The sequence below is a fragment of the Agrobacterium sp. NPDC089420 genome, from assembly GCF_044900305.1.
Classification (GTDB): Bacteria; Pseudomonadota; Alphaproteobacteria; order Rhizobiales; family Rhizobiaceae; genus Agrobacterium.
This window is the reverse complement of the sequence record NZ_JBJDMY010000011.1, coordinates 126,037-141,327: the sequence shown is the minus strand read 5'-3', so window position 1 is coordinate 141,327 and position 15,291 is coordinate 126,037. Positions and strand designations below refer to the sequence as shown.

The window sequence follows — 15,291 nt, the reverse complement described above, 5'->3', positions numbered from 1 at the left end:
CGATCAAACGGGGAATGGCGGGTGCTTGGGTCTTCGCACTCACCTTCTTTTGCGCGATCCTCTCATTGCAGGCATCGCCTGCCCAGGCCGGTTACGCCCATTTCATCATGGACGCCAATACCGGCAAGGTCCTGGCCGCCCGCAATGCCGATGTGCTGAACCATCCCGCGTCGCTCACCAAGATGATGACGCTGTACATGACCTTCGAGGCGCTGCACGCCGGCCGGCTTCGCTGGGACCAGAAGATCACCATGTCCAAGAACGGCGCCTCCGTCATTCCCTCGAAACTTTACGTACGCCAGGGACAGACCTTCACCGTGCGAGAGGCCGTTTATGGCATGATCGTCAAATCCGCCAACGACATGGCGGAAGGCATGGGCGATCATCTCGGCGGCTCCGAAGCGCGCTTTGCCGACATGATGACCCGCAAGGCCCGCCAGCTCGGCATGACGAAGACGGTGTTCCGCAACGCGTCGGGCCTGCCCAGCAAATCGCAGGTGACGACGGCGCGCGACATGGCCAAGCTCGGCCTTGCGCTGCAGCGCGACTTCCCCAAGGAATATGGCCTCTTCGCCATGGAATCCTTCAATTTCCGGGGAAAACGCATCCGTGGCCACAACAATCTGATGTATCGTTATCAGGGCATGGACGGCATCAAGACCGGTTATACCAATGCCTCCGGTTTCAACCTCGTCAGCGCCATCAACCACAATGGCCGCCGCGTCGTCGGCGTGGTGCTGGGCGGCAAGACCGCCCGCAGCCGCGATGCCCAGATGGCAGCCCTTCTCGACAAGGCCGTGCCGCAGGCATCGCGAAGCCGCAACACCGAGCAGCTCGTCGCCAGCGCCAATGTCAGCCGCACCTTCAATGTGCCGCCCGCAGCCGTGCCGCTCCCCATGTTCGCCGAACGCCGCTCCGACCCGGTCGCCATGCAGATCGCCACGGCCAACGACCAGATGGCCGACATGATGCAGGTCTCGGCCATTCCGAAACCCGCTGCCGCCGTTGGCCAGCCCACGGGGCAGAGAAGCCGCTGGGAAGTGCAGATTGCCGCGACCGACAGCGAAGCTGCCGCCCGCTCGCTGCTCGCCAACGCCCGCTCCAACATCGGCAGCTATGGCGGGATCGCCCCCTATACCGAAGCCGTGAAAAGCGGATCGGCGACGCTCTACCGCGCCCGCTTCACCGGCTTCGAAGACCAGTCTTCGGCGGTTTCCGCCTGCAAGGAGCTGAAGGCGCAGTCTTACGCCTGCGTGGTGATGAACAGCGAAGGGTGAGTTTTACCGCTTGAGCCAGCCATTCTCCAGAGCGTCCGCCAGATACGGAATGCCGTTGACCCGCGCCATCTCGGCCATGGCCAGATTGTCGTAGCGGATGTTCCGGAAATAGACCTGCCAGCCGCGTGCGGTTTCTTCCAGCACGGCATAGGTGGCAAGCGGATGGCCAACCTCGACGTGATGGTCGAAAGGCGTGTCGTCCTTCCAGCCGGGGCAACCGACGCTGCCGGGATTGACGATCAGCCGGCCATCGGCAAGCTGCACCGCGCGGGGAATATGGGTATGGCCGCACAACATCAGCGGCTGGGTGATGCCATCGGCCCTCGCCTCGATTTCGTCGAGCGGCCGCAGTTTCAACACCCCTTCCGGCGACAGCGTTTCCAGCCAATAATCGAGATCGCCCTGCGGCGAACCATGACAGCAATAGGCGACGTCTTTAAACACCATGCTGAACGGCAGTGTCTGCAGCCAGTCCAGATGCGCGGCGGAGAGCTGGGCATGCGCCGGCCTTTCCCAGCTGCCCATATCCTCCGGCGCGCGCTCGAGCAGCTCCCGGTCATGGTTGCCGCGAATGCTCGGTATCCAGTTGCCGACCAGCACATCGCCGGTGAAACCCGCCTCCAGCGGCCCGCTGAAACAATCGCCTAGATTGACGATGTCCTTGATGCCAAGCCTGGCGATATCCTCGAGCACGGCTTCAAGTGCTGCACAATTTCCATGAATATCGGCAATGGCGGCAAAGATCATGGCAATCAGCTTCCTCGATAGGTGGAATAGCTATAGGGCGAAAGCAGAAGCGGCACATGGTAGTGCCCGCTCTCATCGGCAATGCCGAAGCGGATCGGGATAATGTCGAGAAAGGCCGGTTCAGGCAGCGCCACGCCCTTGCCGCGCAGATAATCGCCGGCATGGAAAACCAGCTCATAGGCACCGGCCTTGAAACTCTCGCCGGAGAGCAGCGGCCCGCCATCGACGCGGCCGTCGCTATTGGTCTGCACCGTCTTCAGCTTCTCGCGGCGATCGCCGGAGAGCCGGTAAAGCTCGATCGTCAGTCCCTCCGCCGGCGTGCCATGGGCGGCGTCGAGAACATGGGTGGTCAAACCGGTCATGGCTGGGGCTCCGCGATCATGAAGGGCTCGTCGAAAAAATACTCTTCCAGATTGTTGCCCGGCCCTTCGCGGTCGGCAACCAGAAAATCGGAGACTGCCTGCAATGGCATCAGCGGATAATGCCAGACATTGCGGCGGTAATTCACGCCCTGATCGCCCCGCGCCAGAAACACCTGCGGCCGCGCCGGCCGCCCGCCCTCATCTTCCGCAACGACGACGAGGAAGGGCCTGCCGGACAGCGGCGAAAAACTCTGGCTGCCGAGCGGATGCCGCTCCATCATCTCGATGCCATGCGGGAATACCCGCGGCTGCCCGCGGAAAATATTGAGGATGATACGCGCACCCTCGCCCGCCGCCTCGGGCGCGGCAAGCGCATGGTGCCGCTCGGTCTGGCCGCCATTGATGTGGCGCATCGAAGAGGGGGTAATTTCGATCACATCGCCGAAGGATGCGAATGTCTCTTTGGTAAGGGGTTTTATGTCGAGAAAATCGGTCAAATGTCATTCACCTTGGGCATGCCAGTTTTGCAGAAGTAAGAGTCTGTCCAGAAGATCCGGTATCGCCGTCTGTGTCGTATCCCACACGGTTTCCAGATTGATGCTCATATAACCGTGCGCGATCCTGTTTCGCATGCCGCGCATCTTGACCCACGGGATATCCGGAAAATCCGCCACGAAAGCAGGAAACTCTTCCATTATCCGCGCCGTCGTTTCGCCGATAATCAGCAGGTTCATCGCCACCGCCCGTTGACGCACCAGATCAGCCAGAAATTCGTCCTTTGTCTTCAATCGAACGAAGTCGATGGTCTCCGAAGCAATCTGCCTGATGTCCTGAAGATAAACATGCAGTCGCTCGGCGCTCATACGGGCTTCGCTTCCTGCAGAACCTTCACACGAACGCGCTCGGGAAAATCTCCTGGCGTCAAAAGATGAATTTCTGTGCCGCGCATGATGGCCGATAGCTCTTCCAACAAGCCGCCCAGATCAAACAAGGTGGCACCCGGCAGCGCATCCACCAGAATATCGAGATCGCTGTCCGGCCTGTCCTCGCCACGGGCGACGGAACCGAACACGCGCGGGTTTGCCGCGTTGAAGCGCTTCGTCGCCTCGCGGATCGCTTCCCTGTTCTTTTCCAGCACCTCGGAGGGTCTCATGATCTTTATCTCCAGACAGCGCGATCCTAGCAGAACGGCCATCGCTCGCCAATTCAGCCCTCCGGCAGCATCGCGGAAAGGCGCAGCCAGGCGATCTTTTCCACCTGCGCCGTCGCGGTTGAAAATTCGTCGGCTGCATCATTGCCGATGCGGGTCTCGAAGGCGGAAAGAATATCGTGCCTGTTCAACCCCTTGACCGCGATGATGAAGGGAAAGCCGAATTTCTGGGTATAGGCGCCGTTCAGCTCGGTAAAACGCGCATGTTCCGCCGGCGACAGCCGATCGAGCCCCGCGCCCGCCTGTTCGTTGCGGCTGTCGGCGGTCAGTTCACCCGCAATCGCCAGCTTGCCGGCAAGATCCGGATGCGCCCGCAACACGCTAAGCCTCTCGGCCTCGGAAGCGGCGCGGAACTGCGCGGTGAGTGCGGCGTGAACCACCTTCGCCGTCAAATCCCCCTCGGCCAAGCCGGCATCGTAAGCCCTTTCGGCGATGAAGGGCGAATGTTCGAACACACCGCCGAAACGGGCGACAAATTCCTCGCGCGTCACCATCAAGGCGTCTCCGGCTTATGATGTTCATGCCAGTGCCGGGCGATCTCGATCCGCTGCGGAATCCACACCTTGTCGTGGCTGAGCACATAGTCGATGAAACGGCGCAACGCCGCGGCGCGGCCGGGGCGGCCGACAAGGCGGCAATGCAGGCCGACGCTCATCATCTTCGGCGCGCCTTCGATACCCTCCTGATAAAGCACGTCGAAGGCGTCCTTCAGATAGGTGAAGAACTGGTCGCCGGAGTTGAACCCCTGCGGCGTGGCGAAACGCATATCGTTGGTTTCGAGCGTGTAGGGAATGATCAGGAAGGGCTCGTCCTTCGCTCCCTTCACCCAATAGGGCAGATCGTCGGCATAGGAATCGGACGAATAGAGGAAACCGCCCTCTTCCATGACGAGGCGCAGCGTATTGTCCGATGGCTTGCCCTGATACATGCCGTAGGGACGTTCGCCCGTCAGCTCGGTATGCAGGCGCACGGCTTCCGTTATATGTTTGCGTTCTTCCTCTTCCGGGAAATCCTTGTATTCCAGCCAGCGATAACCGTGGCTGGCAATTTCCCAGCCCGCTTCTTTCATCGCCGCGACAGCGTCCGGGTTACGGGCCATGGCGGCCGTCACGCCATAAACAGTGGTGGTGACGCCAAGACTTGTGAACATGCGCCACAGCCGCCAGAAGCCGGCGCGCGAGCCATATTCATAGATTGATTCCATGTTCAGGTTGCGCTGGCCGGGCCAGGGCTGGGCACCGACGATTTCCGACAGCAGCGATTCCGACGCCTTGTCATTATCGAGAATGCAGCTCTCGCCGCCCTCCTCGTAATTGATGACGAATTGCACGGCGATGCGTGCCCCGCCCGGCCATTTCGGATCGGGAACGTGACGGCCATAGCCCACCAGATTGCGGGAGTAATTTTCGGAAATCATTCAGCCACCCAGACATCTCTCCCCGGCGGAAACCGATTTGGGGAGACATAAACAAATCTCCAAAGCGCACCGACCCGGCGGTGGGTAAACGGCGCAAACTTCGGATATGCGATGCCGAACGGTAGCATCCGCGTCGGGAATGTCGAGATCAATCTTGCCGACATTCCGATGCTTTTTTGTATACGATTACGAAAGCACCTGTCTCAGGCGATCTTGCGGGCGGAAACGCGACCCATGGGATGCAGCGAATGCACCCGGAACGGCGCACCCGGCTCATCCTCGATGAAAAGCGCGAGACTGGAGAATTGCAGCGCCCGGGTCAGCAGCGGTTCGAAAACCTTGCGCACGGCGCGCTCGATCCTCTGGCTGCTGGCGGGTTCGACACCGCCCGTCAGCGACATCTGGAACCGGAACTCGTCCATCACATGCGGGCTGCCCCAGCGATGCAGATTGGTGAGCTGCGAGGCGGAAAGCCGGTCGGGATCGGCGCGCTCGATCTCCGCTTCCGACAGCGGCGCGCGGTAACGGTCGAATTCCTGCACCACGCGCGCGGCAAAAAAATGCAGTACTTCGCAAGGGCGCTCGGGAACCAGGCTGAAGACGTTTCCATGCCTTGCCACCACAAGTTGCGGCAGCATGAAAGGGTCCTGCTTGCCGGAAAAATACATCAGGTCGCGCAAAAGTGCGGCCTCGGAATGACCTTCGGCCAGCCGGAAAGGCGCCTTGATCGTGCCGTGAAAACCGTAACGGCGCGGCAGCGCCGTGTGGTAGGAAATTTCCTGCATGCCGAGATCGATCATGCCCGGCGGCTCCACCGCCTGACCGGAATAGGCATCGCGCCCCAACCACGCGGCGGCCGCCTGCGTCAGGGGATCATTGGGGGAAGGCGTGAAATGAATGGCGTATCGCATGCGCTGTCACCTCGCCGCAAAAGCCGACAAACCGGCCTCGTTGCACGCCAGCAGATAAGTGATTTGCGTGACAGATTAACGACGTGGGCGGCCCGATCAGAACTTTCTAAAGTCCGTGAGGGCGATATTCACGTGTTGTTGAAGGCCGAACCCGGAGGGCATGGACGGCGTCTCGCCAGCCACGGTTTGCAGCGCCGCCCCGGCAAGAAAATGGGCGAGGCCGAAGCTGACCTTGAAGCCGCCGGACAGCGCAACGAGCTTCGGATGGCCGGCAACCGCACCCACCATCGGGTCCCTCCCCACCGCCTTCGGCCGCAATCCGGCCCAGCGTTCAAGCACCGGCGCGCCGCCGAGCGAGGGGACCACCGCACGCGCATCCGCAAGCAGCTTTTCCAGCTTTTCATCGGTGCTGGAAGGATCGGAAAAACAATCTTCGCTGGTACTGCCGATGGCGACGGTGCCGTCCTCATGCGGCACGATGTAAAGACCGTTGAGGAACACGACCGGCATGGCCGGGTCGGCTGCCGCGTCGAGAAGCGCTGCCTGCCCCTTCACCGGCTGGCCAAGGGCAACGCCGGCCTCGAGCCCGAGCGCATCGCGGATCAACGGAAAGGAACCGTGCCCGTTGGCGACAATGGCATGGCCGAAGGCAATCTCTTCCCCCGAAGACAGCTCCGCCCGCCCCTTCCCCGGATCAAGCGAGACGACGCGGCACTGTTCCGCCACCCGCACGTGTCGCGCCTTGCGCAGAAAAGCCGCAAGAAGGGCCACCATCGCACGCGGCGAGACCCTCGCCGCCAGCGTGTCGAACACGAAACCCGCTTCCCCCGCAGCCTCGTCAACCCAGCCCGTAACCGGAGGCCTGTCGCCGACATGCCAGTGGAACCGCCGCTCGCCCGAAATCCAGTTCTCCGCGGCATCGCGCTCGTGCCGCTCGGCAATGCCGCGCAGATGCGGCTTGGGCAGCGGAATGATCCGGCCGCAGCGGCGATAACCGGCGCAAAGCCCGGTCTCGGCCTCCAGCCCGGCAATTTCCTGTTCCAGCGCCACAAGGGCATCGAACTGGAACTGCTTCTTGTCCGACCAGCGGTCCGGCATATGCGGCATCAAGGCGCCGAGCAGACCGCCGCTCGCCCCGCCGCCAAGGCGATCCGCCTCCACCAGCAGCGTGTCCATGCCAAGCCGTTCCGCCTTGACGGCGGCCCACAGCCCCATGATGCCGCCGCCGACGATGAGGAGCGATATGGAGCCTGGCAATGTCGACGCCGCCAATCTTGGCGATTGACCCTGTTCGAAAGCGGGATTATCGGCTTTAGCCATGAGAGATTCCAACGACACTATTGCGGAGACTGGCGCAGAGACCGGTTCGGCAACCGCAGAAACCCGCACCGCACTCGACTGGCGTGACGGGGATATGCCCTATTCGCTGGCCTTTGACGATCATTTTTATTGCCAGACGGATGGCAGGCTGGAATGCGGCCATGTCTTCCTGTCCGGAAACGGGCTGCCGCAGCGCTGGCGTGAAGGCGAAGGCATCTTCCGCATCGGCGAACTGGGCTTCGGCACCGGGCTTAATCTCTGCGAGACCTGGCGGCAATGGAAAGAAGCGCGCAAAGAGGCCGGCAATGGTCGCACCACACTGCATTTCATTTCCTTCGAACTCTATCCGATGAAGGCAGACGAGATCGACCGGGCGCTTTCCCGCTGGCCGGAAGTGGATGCCGAACGCAAGGCGCTTGCCGCCCGCTGGCCGGAAGAGCCAGAAGGCAGGATCGACATCGAACTGGATAACGAGACGCGCCTGACGGTGATCTGCGGCGAGGCCCTTGCCGGCATCTCCAACAGCGACGAAAGCTTCGACGCCTGGTTTCTGGATGGCTTCGCACCGGCGCGCAATCCTGACATGTGGTCGCTGGACATCATGCAGGCGCTCTTCGCCAAAACGGCGCCGCAGGGCACATTCGCCACCTATGCCGCCGCCGGTTTCGTCCGCCGCAACCTCATCGCCGCCGGTTTCGACCTGGAGCGCCGCAAGGGTTTTGCCGGAAAACGTGAGATGCTCTGCGGCACCAGGCCGTCCGTCTGAGGCAACTGCGAGAAGCGTTGCCGAGCGGGACGATCAGACGCCGGGCGCGTCGCGGCGCGGCATGGCGTCTCCCAGCCATTGCGCGATCTTGTCCTCGAGAATTTCGGGGCTGATCGGCTTCGACAGATAATCGTCCATGCCCGCCTGCAGGCACAGTTCGCGGTCCGCCTCCTGCGTATGGGCCGTGACGCCGATGATCGGCACATGCCTGCCATCGGCGGCCGCCTGTTCGGCGGTGCGGATGGCCCTCGTCGCCTGATGGCCGTTCATCACAGGCATCGAGACATCCATCAGGATGAGGGCGGGATTATTTTCTTCCCAGGCCTGAACCGCCTTCTTGCCGTTGCCGACGATCAGGAACCGCAAACCGGCCTGCTGCAGGATCTGGGTGAAAACGATCTGGTTGACGTCATTGTCCTCGGCCACCAGCACGTCGATCAGGCTCGGCCGGCGCCGTTGCGGAACGGCAGGCGCCGCTGGCGGAATACGCTGCTTCTTTTCGGCGGCGCCGCTTCCCGACCTGACCGGGCCACCACCCGTCCCGAGCGCTTGCGGCTGCAGCCGGGCACGCTTCAGCCGCACATCCCGCACCACATCGAACAGGGTGGAGCGCAAAAGCCGCGCCCGCGCCGGTTTCATCAGATGCGCCTGCACGTTGAGATCGGTGAACAGCGTTTCGTCGCCGACCACATCCATCGAGGTCAGGAACACGATGGCGATATCATCGAAACGCTCGTCCGCGCGGATTTGCTCGACCACATCCAGCCCGTTCATGACGGGCATATGATAATCGAGGATGATGGCGTCGATCGAAAAACCGAGCGACGCCGCCTCCTGCAGCACGGCGATGCCCGAAGGGCCATCCTCCACGGCATGGCCGTCCATGCCCCAGCCTCGCAGCTGTTCGGTCAATATGCGGCGATTGACGTCGTTATCGTCGATGACCAGCACGCGGATATCGTCGATCGCGACGGCAAGAGGCGGAAGGTCGCGCCGTCTTTCGGTCATCTGGAACGGAATGGTGACCTCGAAGGCCGATCCCTTGCCGACCTCGCTCACGACGTTGATCGAACCGTCGAAGAGGCCGACAAGGCCGACGGTGATCGCCAGTCCCAGTCCCGTTCCCTCGTGCCGGCGCGTCGCGGAACCATCGACCTGGCTGAACTTGTCGAAGATCGTCTCCAGCTTGTCGGCCGGAATGCCGATGCCGCTGTCTTCGACCCGCAGTGCCAGCATGGTCTCGGACGCTTCCGCCGACTGCGCCGAAAGCTCGACCAGCACATGGCCGGTTTCCGTGAATTTGACGGCATTGCCGACGAGGTTGGTGACGATCTGGCGGAACCGCCCGGCATCGCCTATGACCTTGCCGACAACCGACGGGTCGATCCGCACGACAAGCTCTATGTCCTTTTCCAGCGCCGCCGAGGATAACAGCGACACCACGTCCTCCACCGCTTCGGCCGCATCGAAAGCCACGCTGCGCAGCTTCATCTGCCCGGCCTCGATCTTGGAAAAATCCAGAATGTCGTTGATGATCGTCAGCAGCGCATTGCCGGATTTGACGATGATGTCGGTAAAGGTCTTCTGGCGCGTGTCGAGATTGGATTTGGCCAGAAGCTCCGCCATGCCGAGCACGCCGTTCATCGGCGTGCGGATTTCATGGCTCATATTGGCCAGGAATTCCGATTTGGCGCGATCCGCCGCTTCCGCCCGTGACAGCAGCCGCTGCAATTCGCCTTCGCGCATCTTCATCTCGGTCACGTCGGTGACGATGACGAGCCAGTAATTGCCGGAACTGTTGGTCGCCTCAAGATTGAGCCAGCTTTTGCCGGCAACGTGCAGCAGCCAGGAAAACGGCCGGTTGGCGGCAATATTGTCCTTCCAGGCGGCAAGCGTCGCGGCCGCCTCCGCGGCCTCGCCCAAATCCCCGCGGCCGGAACAATGGGCGAAGAAATCCGACCAGTCACGGCCTTTTTCCAGCAGATGCGGCGGCACGTCGAACATCCGCGCCATCGCCTCGTTGGACATGATGATCGTGCCCTGCTCGACAAGCACCAGCCCTTGCGCCATGGCCCGCGTGGCGCCCTGCATATATTCGCCGACGCGCTCCAGCTCGGCCTTGGCCTTCATGATCTCGGCATCGCGCATGCGCACATCGGTCACATCGGCGTAAGTGCTGAGGATTTTCCCGCCGTCGAGGCGGGTTTTTGAAATCACCGTCACCTTGCCGCTCTTGCTGCGCACTTCGCGGGGGGCGAAAATCTCCTCGCTGCGAAGCCGTTCCGCGCGCTGGCTGTAGAGATCGTCGAAGGACATGTCGCCATAGTCGTAAAGGCCGCTGTCGAAGTTCATCTCCATGAATTCGCGATAGCTTTTGCCGACCAGCGACCTCTCGCCGCCGATTTCGCCCCAGACCTCATAAAAGAACGGATTGACATATTCGATGACGAGATCGGCATCGAGAAGCAGCACCCCCACCGGCAGGGCATGAAGAACCGCCTCCAGCTGGCGGTGCAGCGCCTCGGCTTCGGCCTGGGCCGCGATCAGCGCCTTTTCCCGGTCCTGCAGCAGGCTGACATCGGTGACCGAACCCACGAGATAATATTCGTCGTCCGGTGTCGCGACCCGGCCGAGCCGGGTGATGACGGGAACAGCGCCGCCATCCGGCTGCGGAATGTTTCCCATCCTTTCGATCGATTCCCCGGTTTGCAGAATGCGCTCGTTTTCGCGCTCCTGCTCGGGAAACAGCTCGCATTCCGTCTTGCCGATGCAATCGGCGGCGCCGGCGCCCATGAACGTCTCATAGGCCGCGTTGGCAAAGCTCAGCCGCCTGTCCTGATCCCTCAGGAAAACGCCGACGGGCAATTGCTCCAGCGCCGCGCGCAACAGCCAGGTCTCGCGGATCTGCGTGCTCAGCAGCGTTTCATGCGCCTTGAATTCGGTCACATCGATCCGCAACCCGACCAGCATGCCGTTTTCCAGCCGCTTGTTGACGATGCGTACCCAGCGGCCATCGGCAAATTGCTCCACCCTTTCCAGATAGGGCAGGGAAAAATCCCGTAACTGCCCCTCCATCCACTGGGCAAAGGCCGGATCATGGTCCTTCATGTCGCGGTAGCCGCTCGAAAAATAGACGGCTTCCATCAGCGCTTCGAGCGTCACGCCGGGCGTCAGCTCGACGCCGAAGGCGCTGTAAAACTCCCTGAAACGGGCATTGCAATAAAGCAGCCGGTTGTCGCTGTCATAAATGACGATACCGGCGTCGATGAGGTCGATCACACCGCTGCCGAACAGCAGCTCCGAAGCACCGCCAGCGTCGGGAAACTCCTCCACGGCGGCAGGGGGCGTGTCTTCAAACACTTCGAACAGGAAAAGATTGCCGTCATCGCCGGTAAAACGTTCACAGCGAAGCCTGTGCGGCGCCGGGGACGCCGCGACGTGACAGGCGATCGTCTCGTCGGTGGCGAAGACCAGCGAGCGGCGCTCCCTGTCCTCGCGCTCGGCGTCGCGAATATCGGCGGAAAGGGAATGGCTCGTCCGGCCTTCGAACGCCGCAGCCGGACGCCCCATGACCCGGCCATAAGCGGCGTTGACCACAACATAACGCAGCTCGCTGTCCTTGATGCACGCGGGAAGGTCCAGAGCGGCGACAGCCCTGCAAGCCTTTTCCAGCAACCCGCTGCCTTCGGTCAATCGATACTCCACACCGTGCAGTTTCACCGTTGTCGAATCAAATATTTACAGATGACTTCGCCAAAACGTTATGTGAGAAAATCTGTTTTTGCTATGCGCGTTACGCGGCAATACCCTTTTTTAACCACAATTATTCGCCCTTCGGCCGCTCCGCCGGTCGTGGCGCGGCGCTCTTGCGCATGGCAGCCATGCACTGTCCGGCAACCCCGTTATAAAACTATTGCTTGACTTTAACGCGCAAAACGCCCACATGCCGGTCAAGCTTTCACCTTCGGCAGCCGCGTGAGCTGCAGCGTATGACCGGAAAAACTGGCCCGCATGAAGGAAAAGCGCAACGAATACAGAAGACGGCATTTGCCGCACTGATGCGCAGAAAGTTATTCCAACCCACAAGTTCCCAATTCACGCGGGGTTCTTGACGCCGAAACCGCCGGACAGCAGCACTGTTCCGGACGATTGGTTTTTGGCGCCCCGAAAGGCAATATATTGACCAGTTTTAGCGAACTCGGCCTCTCCGAAAAGATCGTGGCCAGCGTTACCCAGCTTGGCTATACGACCCCCACCCCCATTCAGGCAAAGGCCATTCCCCTGCTGCTTGAAGGCCGCGACCTCATCGGCCTCGCACAGACCGGCACCGGCAAGACCGCCGCTTTCGGCCTGCCGATCATCGAAATGCTGATGAAGCAGGCCGACCGCCCGGCAAACCGCACCTGCCGCACGCTCATCCTCGCCCCCACGCGCGAGCTGGTGAACCAGATCGGCGAAAACCTGCGCTCTTTCGTGAAGAAGACACCGCTGCGCATCAACCAGGTGGTTGGCGGCGCCTCGATCAACAAGCAGCAGCTGCAGCTGGAAAAGGGCACGGACATTCTCGTGGCGACCCCCGGCCGTCTGCTGGACCTTATCGCCCGCAACGCCATCTCGCTCTCCAAGGTCACCTATCTGGTGCTGGACGAAGCCGACCAGATGCTCGATCTCGGCTTCATCCACGATCTGCGCAAGATTTCGAAGATGGTGCCGGCCAAGCGCCAGACGCTGCTCTTCTCCGCCACCATGCCGAAGGCGATCGCCGATCTGGCCCACAGCTACCTGACCGATCCGCTCAAGGTGGAAGTGACCCCGCCCGGCAAGGCGGCCGACAAGGTGGAGCAATATGTCCATTTCGTCGCCGGCAAGAACGACAAGACCGATCTTCTGAAGAAGTCGCTGAACGAGAATCCGGATGGCCGCGCCATCGTGTTCCTGCGCACCAAGCACGGCGCCGAGAAGCTGTACAAGCATCTCGAACATATCGGCTTCAAGGTCGCCTCCATCCATGGCAACAAGAGCCAGGGCCAGCGCGAACGGGCGCTGAAGGGCTTCAAGGATGGCGACATCAAGGTGCTGGTCGCAACCGACGTCGCCGCCCGCGGCATCGACATCCCGGCCGTGACGCACGTGTTCAACTATGACCTGCCGGAAGTGCCGGACGCCTATGTCCACCGCATCGGCCGCACCGCCCGTGCCGGTCGCGACGGCATCGCCATCGCTTTCTGCGCTCCGGACGAAACCCGCCTGCTGCACGACATCGAAAAGCTGATGAAGATCGAAATCCCGGTCGCATCGGGCGAGCGTCCGGCCGGTCTGGCCAGCCCCTCGCGCGGCAACAACAATCGCGGCCGCAACAATAATGGCGGCCAGCAGCGCGGCCCGCGCGAAGGCGGACGTCACAACGGCGAATCCCGCCCGTCCCGCCACCATGCGCCGCGCGAAGCGGATAACGACCTGGAAGTCACCTCCGACTTCAAGCGCGTGAAGCAGGCGGAAGGCGACGCAGGCCGTCCGGCCGGCCCGCGCAAGCACCGCCGCCCCGCGCGCAAGCCCGGCGGCAGCGGCGCCAACCGCCACGCCCCTGCCGGCGGCAACGGCCAGGAAAAGCGCGCTTCCGGCAACGGCCATCGCGGCCGCAACCGTTAAGCATTCTGCGTGGGTGGAAGGCGCTCGGCATTCGCTGCGTCTTTCTTCTCCCCACCAGGGAGAAGGTGATCCGAAGGGTCGGATGAGGGGATAAGGTCTCCGAAATCCGGCGAGGGCGCCCACTCGCCAATCAAGCCCCGCAGCCATACGGCCAGCGGGGCTTTTTACCTTCACCCGCCCTGCGCCACCGGCCGGCGCCGTGACGGCAGGGTCATGGCCAGCACGCCGGCAATCACGCAGACAAGGCCGACCCACATGGCGGGTGTCGGCACCTCCCCCAGAAACGCCATGCCGATGGCGACGCCGACCGGGACCCTGAGATAGGCCTGCGAGGTGGTGCCGACCGAGCCGAGCGTCTGCATCAGCCGGAAATAGATCATGAAGGCGAGCGAGGTCGAAAAGACGCTGAGGCACACCAGCGCCGTGAGCGACGATGCCGAAGGCGACAAGGTCCAGGACCGGTCGACGATCAGGCTGACCGGCAGCAACAGCACAGCGCCGCAGATCAGCGAGCCGGCGGCCGGCATGATCGGATCCAGCCCCTTGAAATTCTTCCCGAATATGGCCGCGCAGGCATAAGAAAATGCCGCCGTGAGCACGGCGAGCTGGCTCCATATCGCCTCGCCCGCACCGCTCAGCGCTTCCATGCCGATGATGAGGCACACGCCCGTCATGCCGGCAATGGTGCCGAACAGCTTTCGCCCGCTGACCGCCTCGTGCCGGATGATGAGCGCAGTCAGAAGAAAGGTGAAGATCGGCGTCGTCGCATTGAGGATGACGGCAAGGCCGGCATCGATGCTCTGTTCCGCCCAGGCGATCAGCGTGAAGGGCATGACGCTGTTGATGCAGGCCTGGATGAAAAACAGCCGCCATGTCGCGCGATCCTTCGGCAGCCGCAGCCCGCGCAGCCGGATGACCGCCACGAGCAGCAGGCCGGCAATCAGGGTCCGCAACGCGATGAAGGTGATCGGCGGTATCGTTTCCACCCCGATCTTGATGAAGGTATAGGATGCCGCCCACAGCGTGGACAACAGGGCGAGAAGCAGCAATTCGCGGGCAATGGTGTTCTGAGGGGTCGCGGGCCGATTTTCCAACTGTGGTCAGGATGAACCCTTCCTAGCCCGAAAACAATCATCCGTGCTTCGGCGGCGGCCGAAGTTTCCAGCAATTAAAAAAAGAAGCCCCGCATGGCCTGGCCATGCGGGGCTTCAGGGAAGAAATCGATGAGGATCCGCAGGCCGGTCAGGCCCGGCGCTCATCCACCGAGAAAGCTCCGGGGCCGGCAAAGACGAAATAGAGGAACACGAAGCAGAAGAGGATGGCCGCGTCGCCGCCATTCAGGGCCGGGAAGAAATTCTGCGGCGCATGCGCCATGAAATAGGCGACGGCCATCTGACCGGACAGGATGAAGGCGACCGGCCGCGTGAACAGCCCGATCAGCACCAGAATGCCGCCGACGAATTCCAGAAGCGCCGCCACCAGCATCAGTGTCGGCAGGGAACCCTGCATCTGCGATGCCGGAAAGCCGAACAGCTTCTGCGTTCCATGTTCGATGAAAAGCAGCGCTGCGACGATGCGCAGGGCCGCAAGGGCATAAGGCCGGTAGCGCGAGAGATTGTCGAAAGTTGCCAT

The 15,291-nt window shown here is 62.0% G+C and carries 15 protein-coding genes; 3 read left to right on the top strand and 12 right to left on the bottom strand.

What is annotated here, in order from left to right:
- The first annotated feature begins 14 nt into the window (after nucleotides 1–14).
- Nucleotides 15–1,277: a serine hydrolase gene (locus ACI2KA_RS17705; RefSeq protein WP_404503822.1), complete on the top strand. Its 1,263-nt coding sequence runs from the start codon at nucleotides 15–17 to the stop codon at nucleotides 1,275–1,277.
- 3 nt (nucleotides 1,278–1,280) lie between these two features.
- Here ACI2KA_RS17705 and ACI2KA_RS17700 read toward each other — a convergent pair whose 3' ends face one another.
- From ACI2KA_RS17700 to ACI2KA_RS17660, 9 genes are all read right to left on the bottom strand, one after another.
- A complete protein-coding gene (locus ACI2KA_RS17700) occupies nucleotides 1,281–2,024 on the bottom strand; it encodes a metallophosphoesterase family protein (protein WP_404503762.1) in 744 nt (247 codons plus the stop codon).
- Between the two features lie 5 nt (nucleotides 2,025–2,029).
- A complete protein-coding gene (gene uraH / locus ACI2KA_RS17695) occupies nucleotides 2,030–2,386 on the bottom strand; it encodes a hydroxyisourate hydrolase (RefSeq protein WP_404503761.1) in 357 nt (118 codons plus the stop codon).
- The gene (locus tag ACI2KA_RS17690; RefSeq protein ID WP_404503760.1) at nucleotides 2,383–2,883 is read right to left on the bottom strand and encodes an ureidoglycolate lyase; all 501 of its coding nucleotides are present in this window, start codon (nucleotides 2,881–2,883) and stop codon (nucleotides 2,383–2,385) included. Before ACI2KA_RS17690 ends, uraH begins: the two co-directional genes overlap by 4 nt.
- Before the next feature lie 3 nt (nucleotides 2,884–2,886).
- On the bottom strand, nucleotides 2,887–3,249 hold the full coding sequence (locus ACI2KA_RS17685) for a DUF86 domain-containing protein (RefSeq protein WP_404503759.1): 363 nt from the start codon (nucleotides 3,247–3,249) through the stop codon (nucleotides 2,887–2,889).
- Complete coding sequence (locus ACI2KA_RS17680) at nucleotides 3,246–3,539, bottom strand: nucleotidyltransferase family protein (protein ID WP_003509513.1); 294 nt, start codon at nucleotides 3,537–3,539, stop codon at nucleotides 3,246–3,248. Before ACI2KA_RS17680 ends, ACI2KA_RS17685 begins: the two co-directional genes overlap by 4 nt.
- 53 nt (nucleotides 3,540–3,592) lie before the next feature.
- Entirely contained in the window at nucleotides 3,593–4,090 is a 498-nt protein-coding gene (gene uraD / locus ACI2KA_RS17675) for a 2-oxo-4-hydroxy-4-carboxy-5-ureidoimidazoline decarboxylase (RefSeq protein WP_404503758.1), read from the bottom strand.
- Nucleotides 4,090–5,013 (bottom strand): allantoinase PuuE, encoded by a 924-nt coding sequence (puuE, locus tag ACI2KA_RS17670; RefSeq protein WP_404503757.1) that lies wholly within the window; start codon nucleotides 5,011–5,013, stop codon nucleotides 4,090–4,092. Before puuE ends, uraD begins: the two co-directional genes overlap by 1 nt.
- Nucleotides 5,014–5,216: 203 nt before the next feature.
- Nucleotides 5,217–5,924, bottom strand: coding sequence for a DUF1045 domain-containing protein (locus tag ACI2KA_RS17665; protein ID WP_404503756.1), 708 nt, complete (start codon nucleotides 5,922–5,924; stop codon nucleotides 5,217–5,219).
- A gap of 96 nt (nucleotides 5,925–6,020) precedes the next feature.
- Nucleotides 6,021–7,244 carry an NAD(P)/FAD-dependent oxidoreductase gene (locus tag ACI2KA_RS17660; protein ID WP_404503755.1) on the bottom strand — a complete coding sequence of 408 codons (1,224 nt, stop codon included), beginning with the start codon at nucleotides 7,242–7,244 and terminating at the stop codon, nucleotides 6,021–6,023.
- Here ACI2KA_RS17660 and mnmD point away from each other — a divergent pair.
- Nucleotides 7,243–8,010, top strand: coding sequence for a tRNA (5-methylaminomethyl-2-thiouridine)(34)-methyltransferase MnmD (mnmD, locus tag ACI2KA_RS17655; protein WP_404503754.1), 768 nt, complete (start codon nucleotides 7,243–7,245; stop codon nucleotides 8,008–8,010). The genes ACI2KA_RS17660 and mnmD overlap by 2 nt on opposite strands.
- A gap of 33 nt (nucleotides 8,011–8,043) precedes the next feature.
- On the opposite strand, the gene ACI2KA_RS17650 is transcribed toward mnmD, so the two are convergent.
- Nucleotides 8,044–11,703 carry a response regulator gene (locus tag ACI2KA_RS17650; protein WP_404503753.1) on the bottom strand — a complete coding sequence of 1,220 codons (3,660 nt, stop codon included), beginning with the start codon at nucleotides 11,701–11,703 and terminating at the stop codon, nucleotides 8,044–8,046.
- Nucleotides 11,704–12,189: 486 nt separating this feature from the next.
- Between ACI2KA_RS17650 and ACI2KA_RS17645 the strand changes: the two genes are divergently transcribed.
- Nucleotides 12,190–13,659: a DEAD/DEAH box helicase gene (locus tag ACI2KA_RS17645; protein ID WP_110756192.1), complete on the top strand. Its 1,470-nt coding sequence runs from the start codon at nucleotides 12,190–12,192 to the stop codon at nucleotides 13,657–13,659.
- Between the two features lie 170 nt (nucleotides 13,660–13,829).
- Here ACI2KA_RS17645 and ACI2KA_RS17640 read toward each other — a convergent pair whose 3' ends face one another.
- Complete coding sequence (locus tag ACI2KA_RS17640) at nucleotides 13,830–14,753, bottom strand: DMT family transporter (protein ID WP_404503752.1); 924 nt, start codon at nucleotides 14,751–14,753, stop codon at nucleotides 13,830–13,832.
- Nucleotides 14,754–14,901: 148 nt separating this feature from the next.
- Complete coding sequence (locus ACI2KA_RS17635) at nucleotides 14,902–15,291, bottom strand: DoxX family protein (RefSeq protein ID WP_404503751.1); 390 nt, start codon at nucleotides 15,289–15,291, stop codon at nucleotides 14,902–14,904.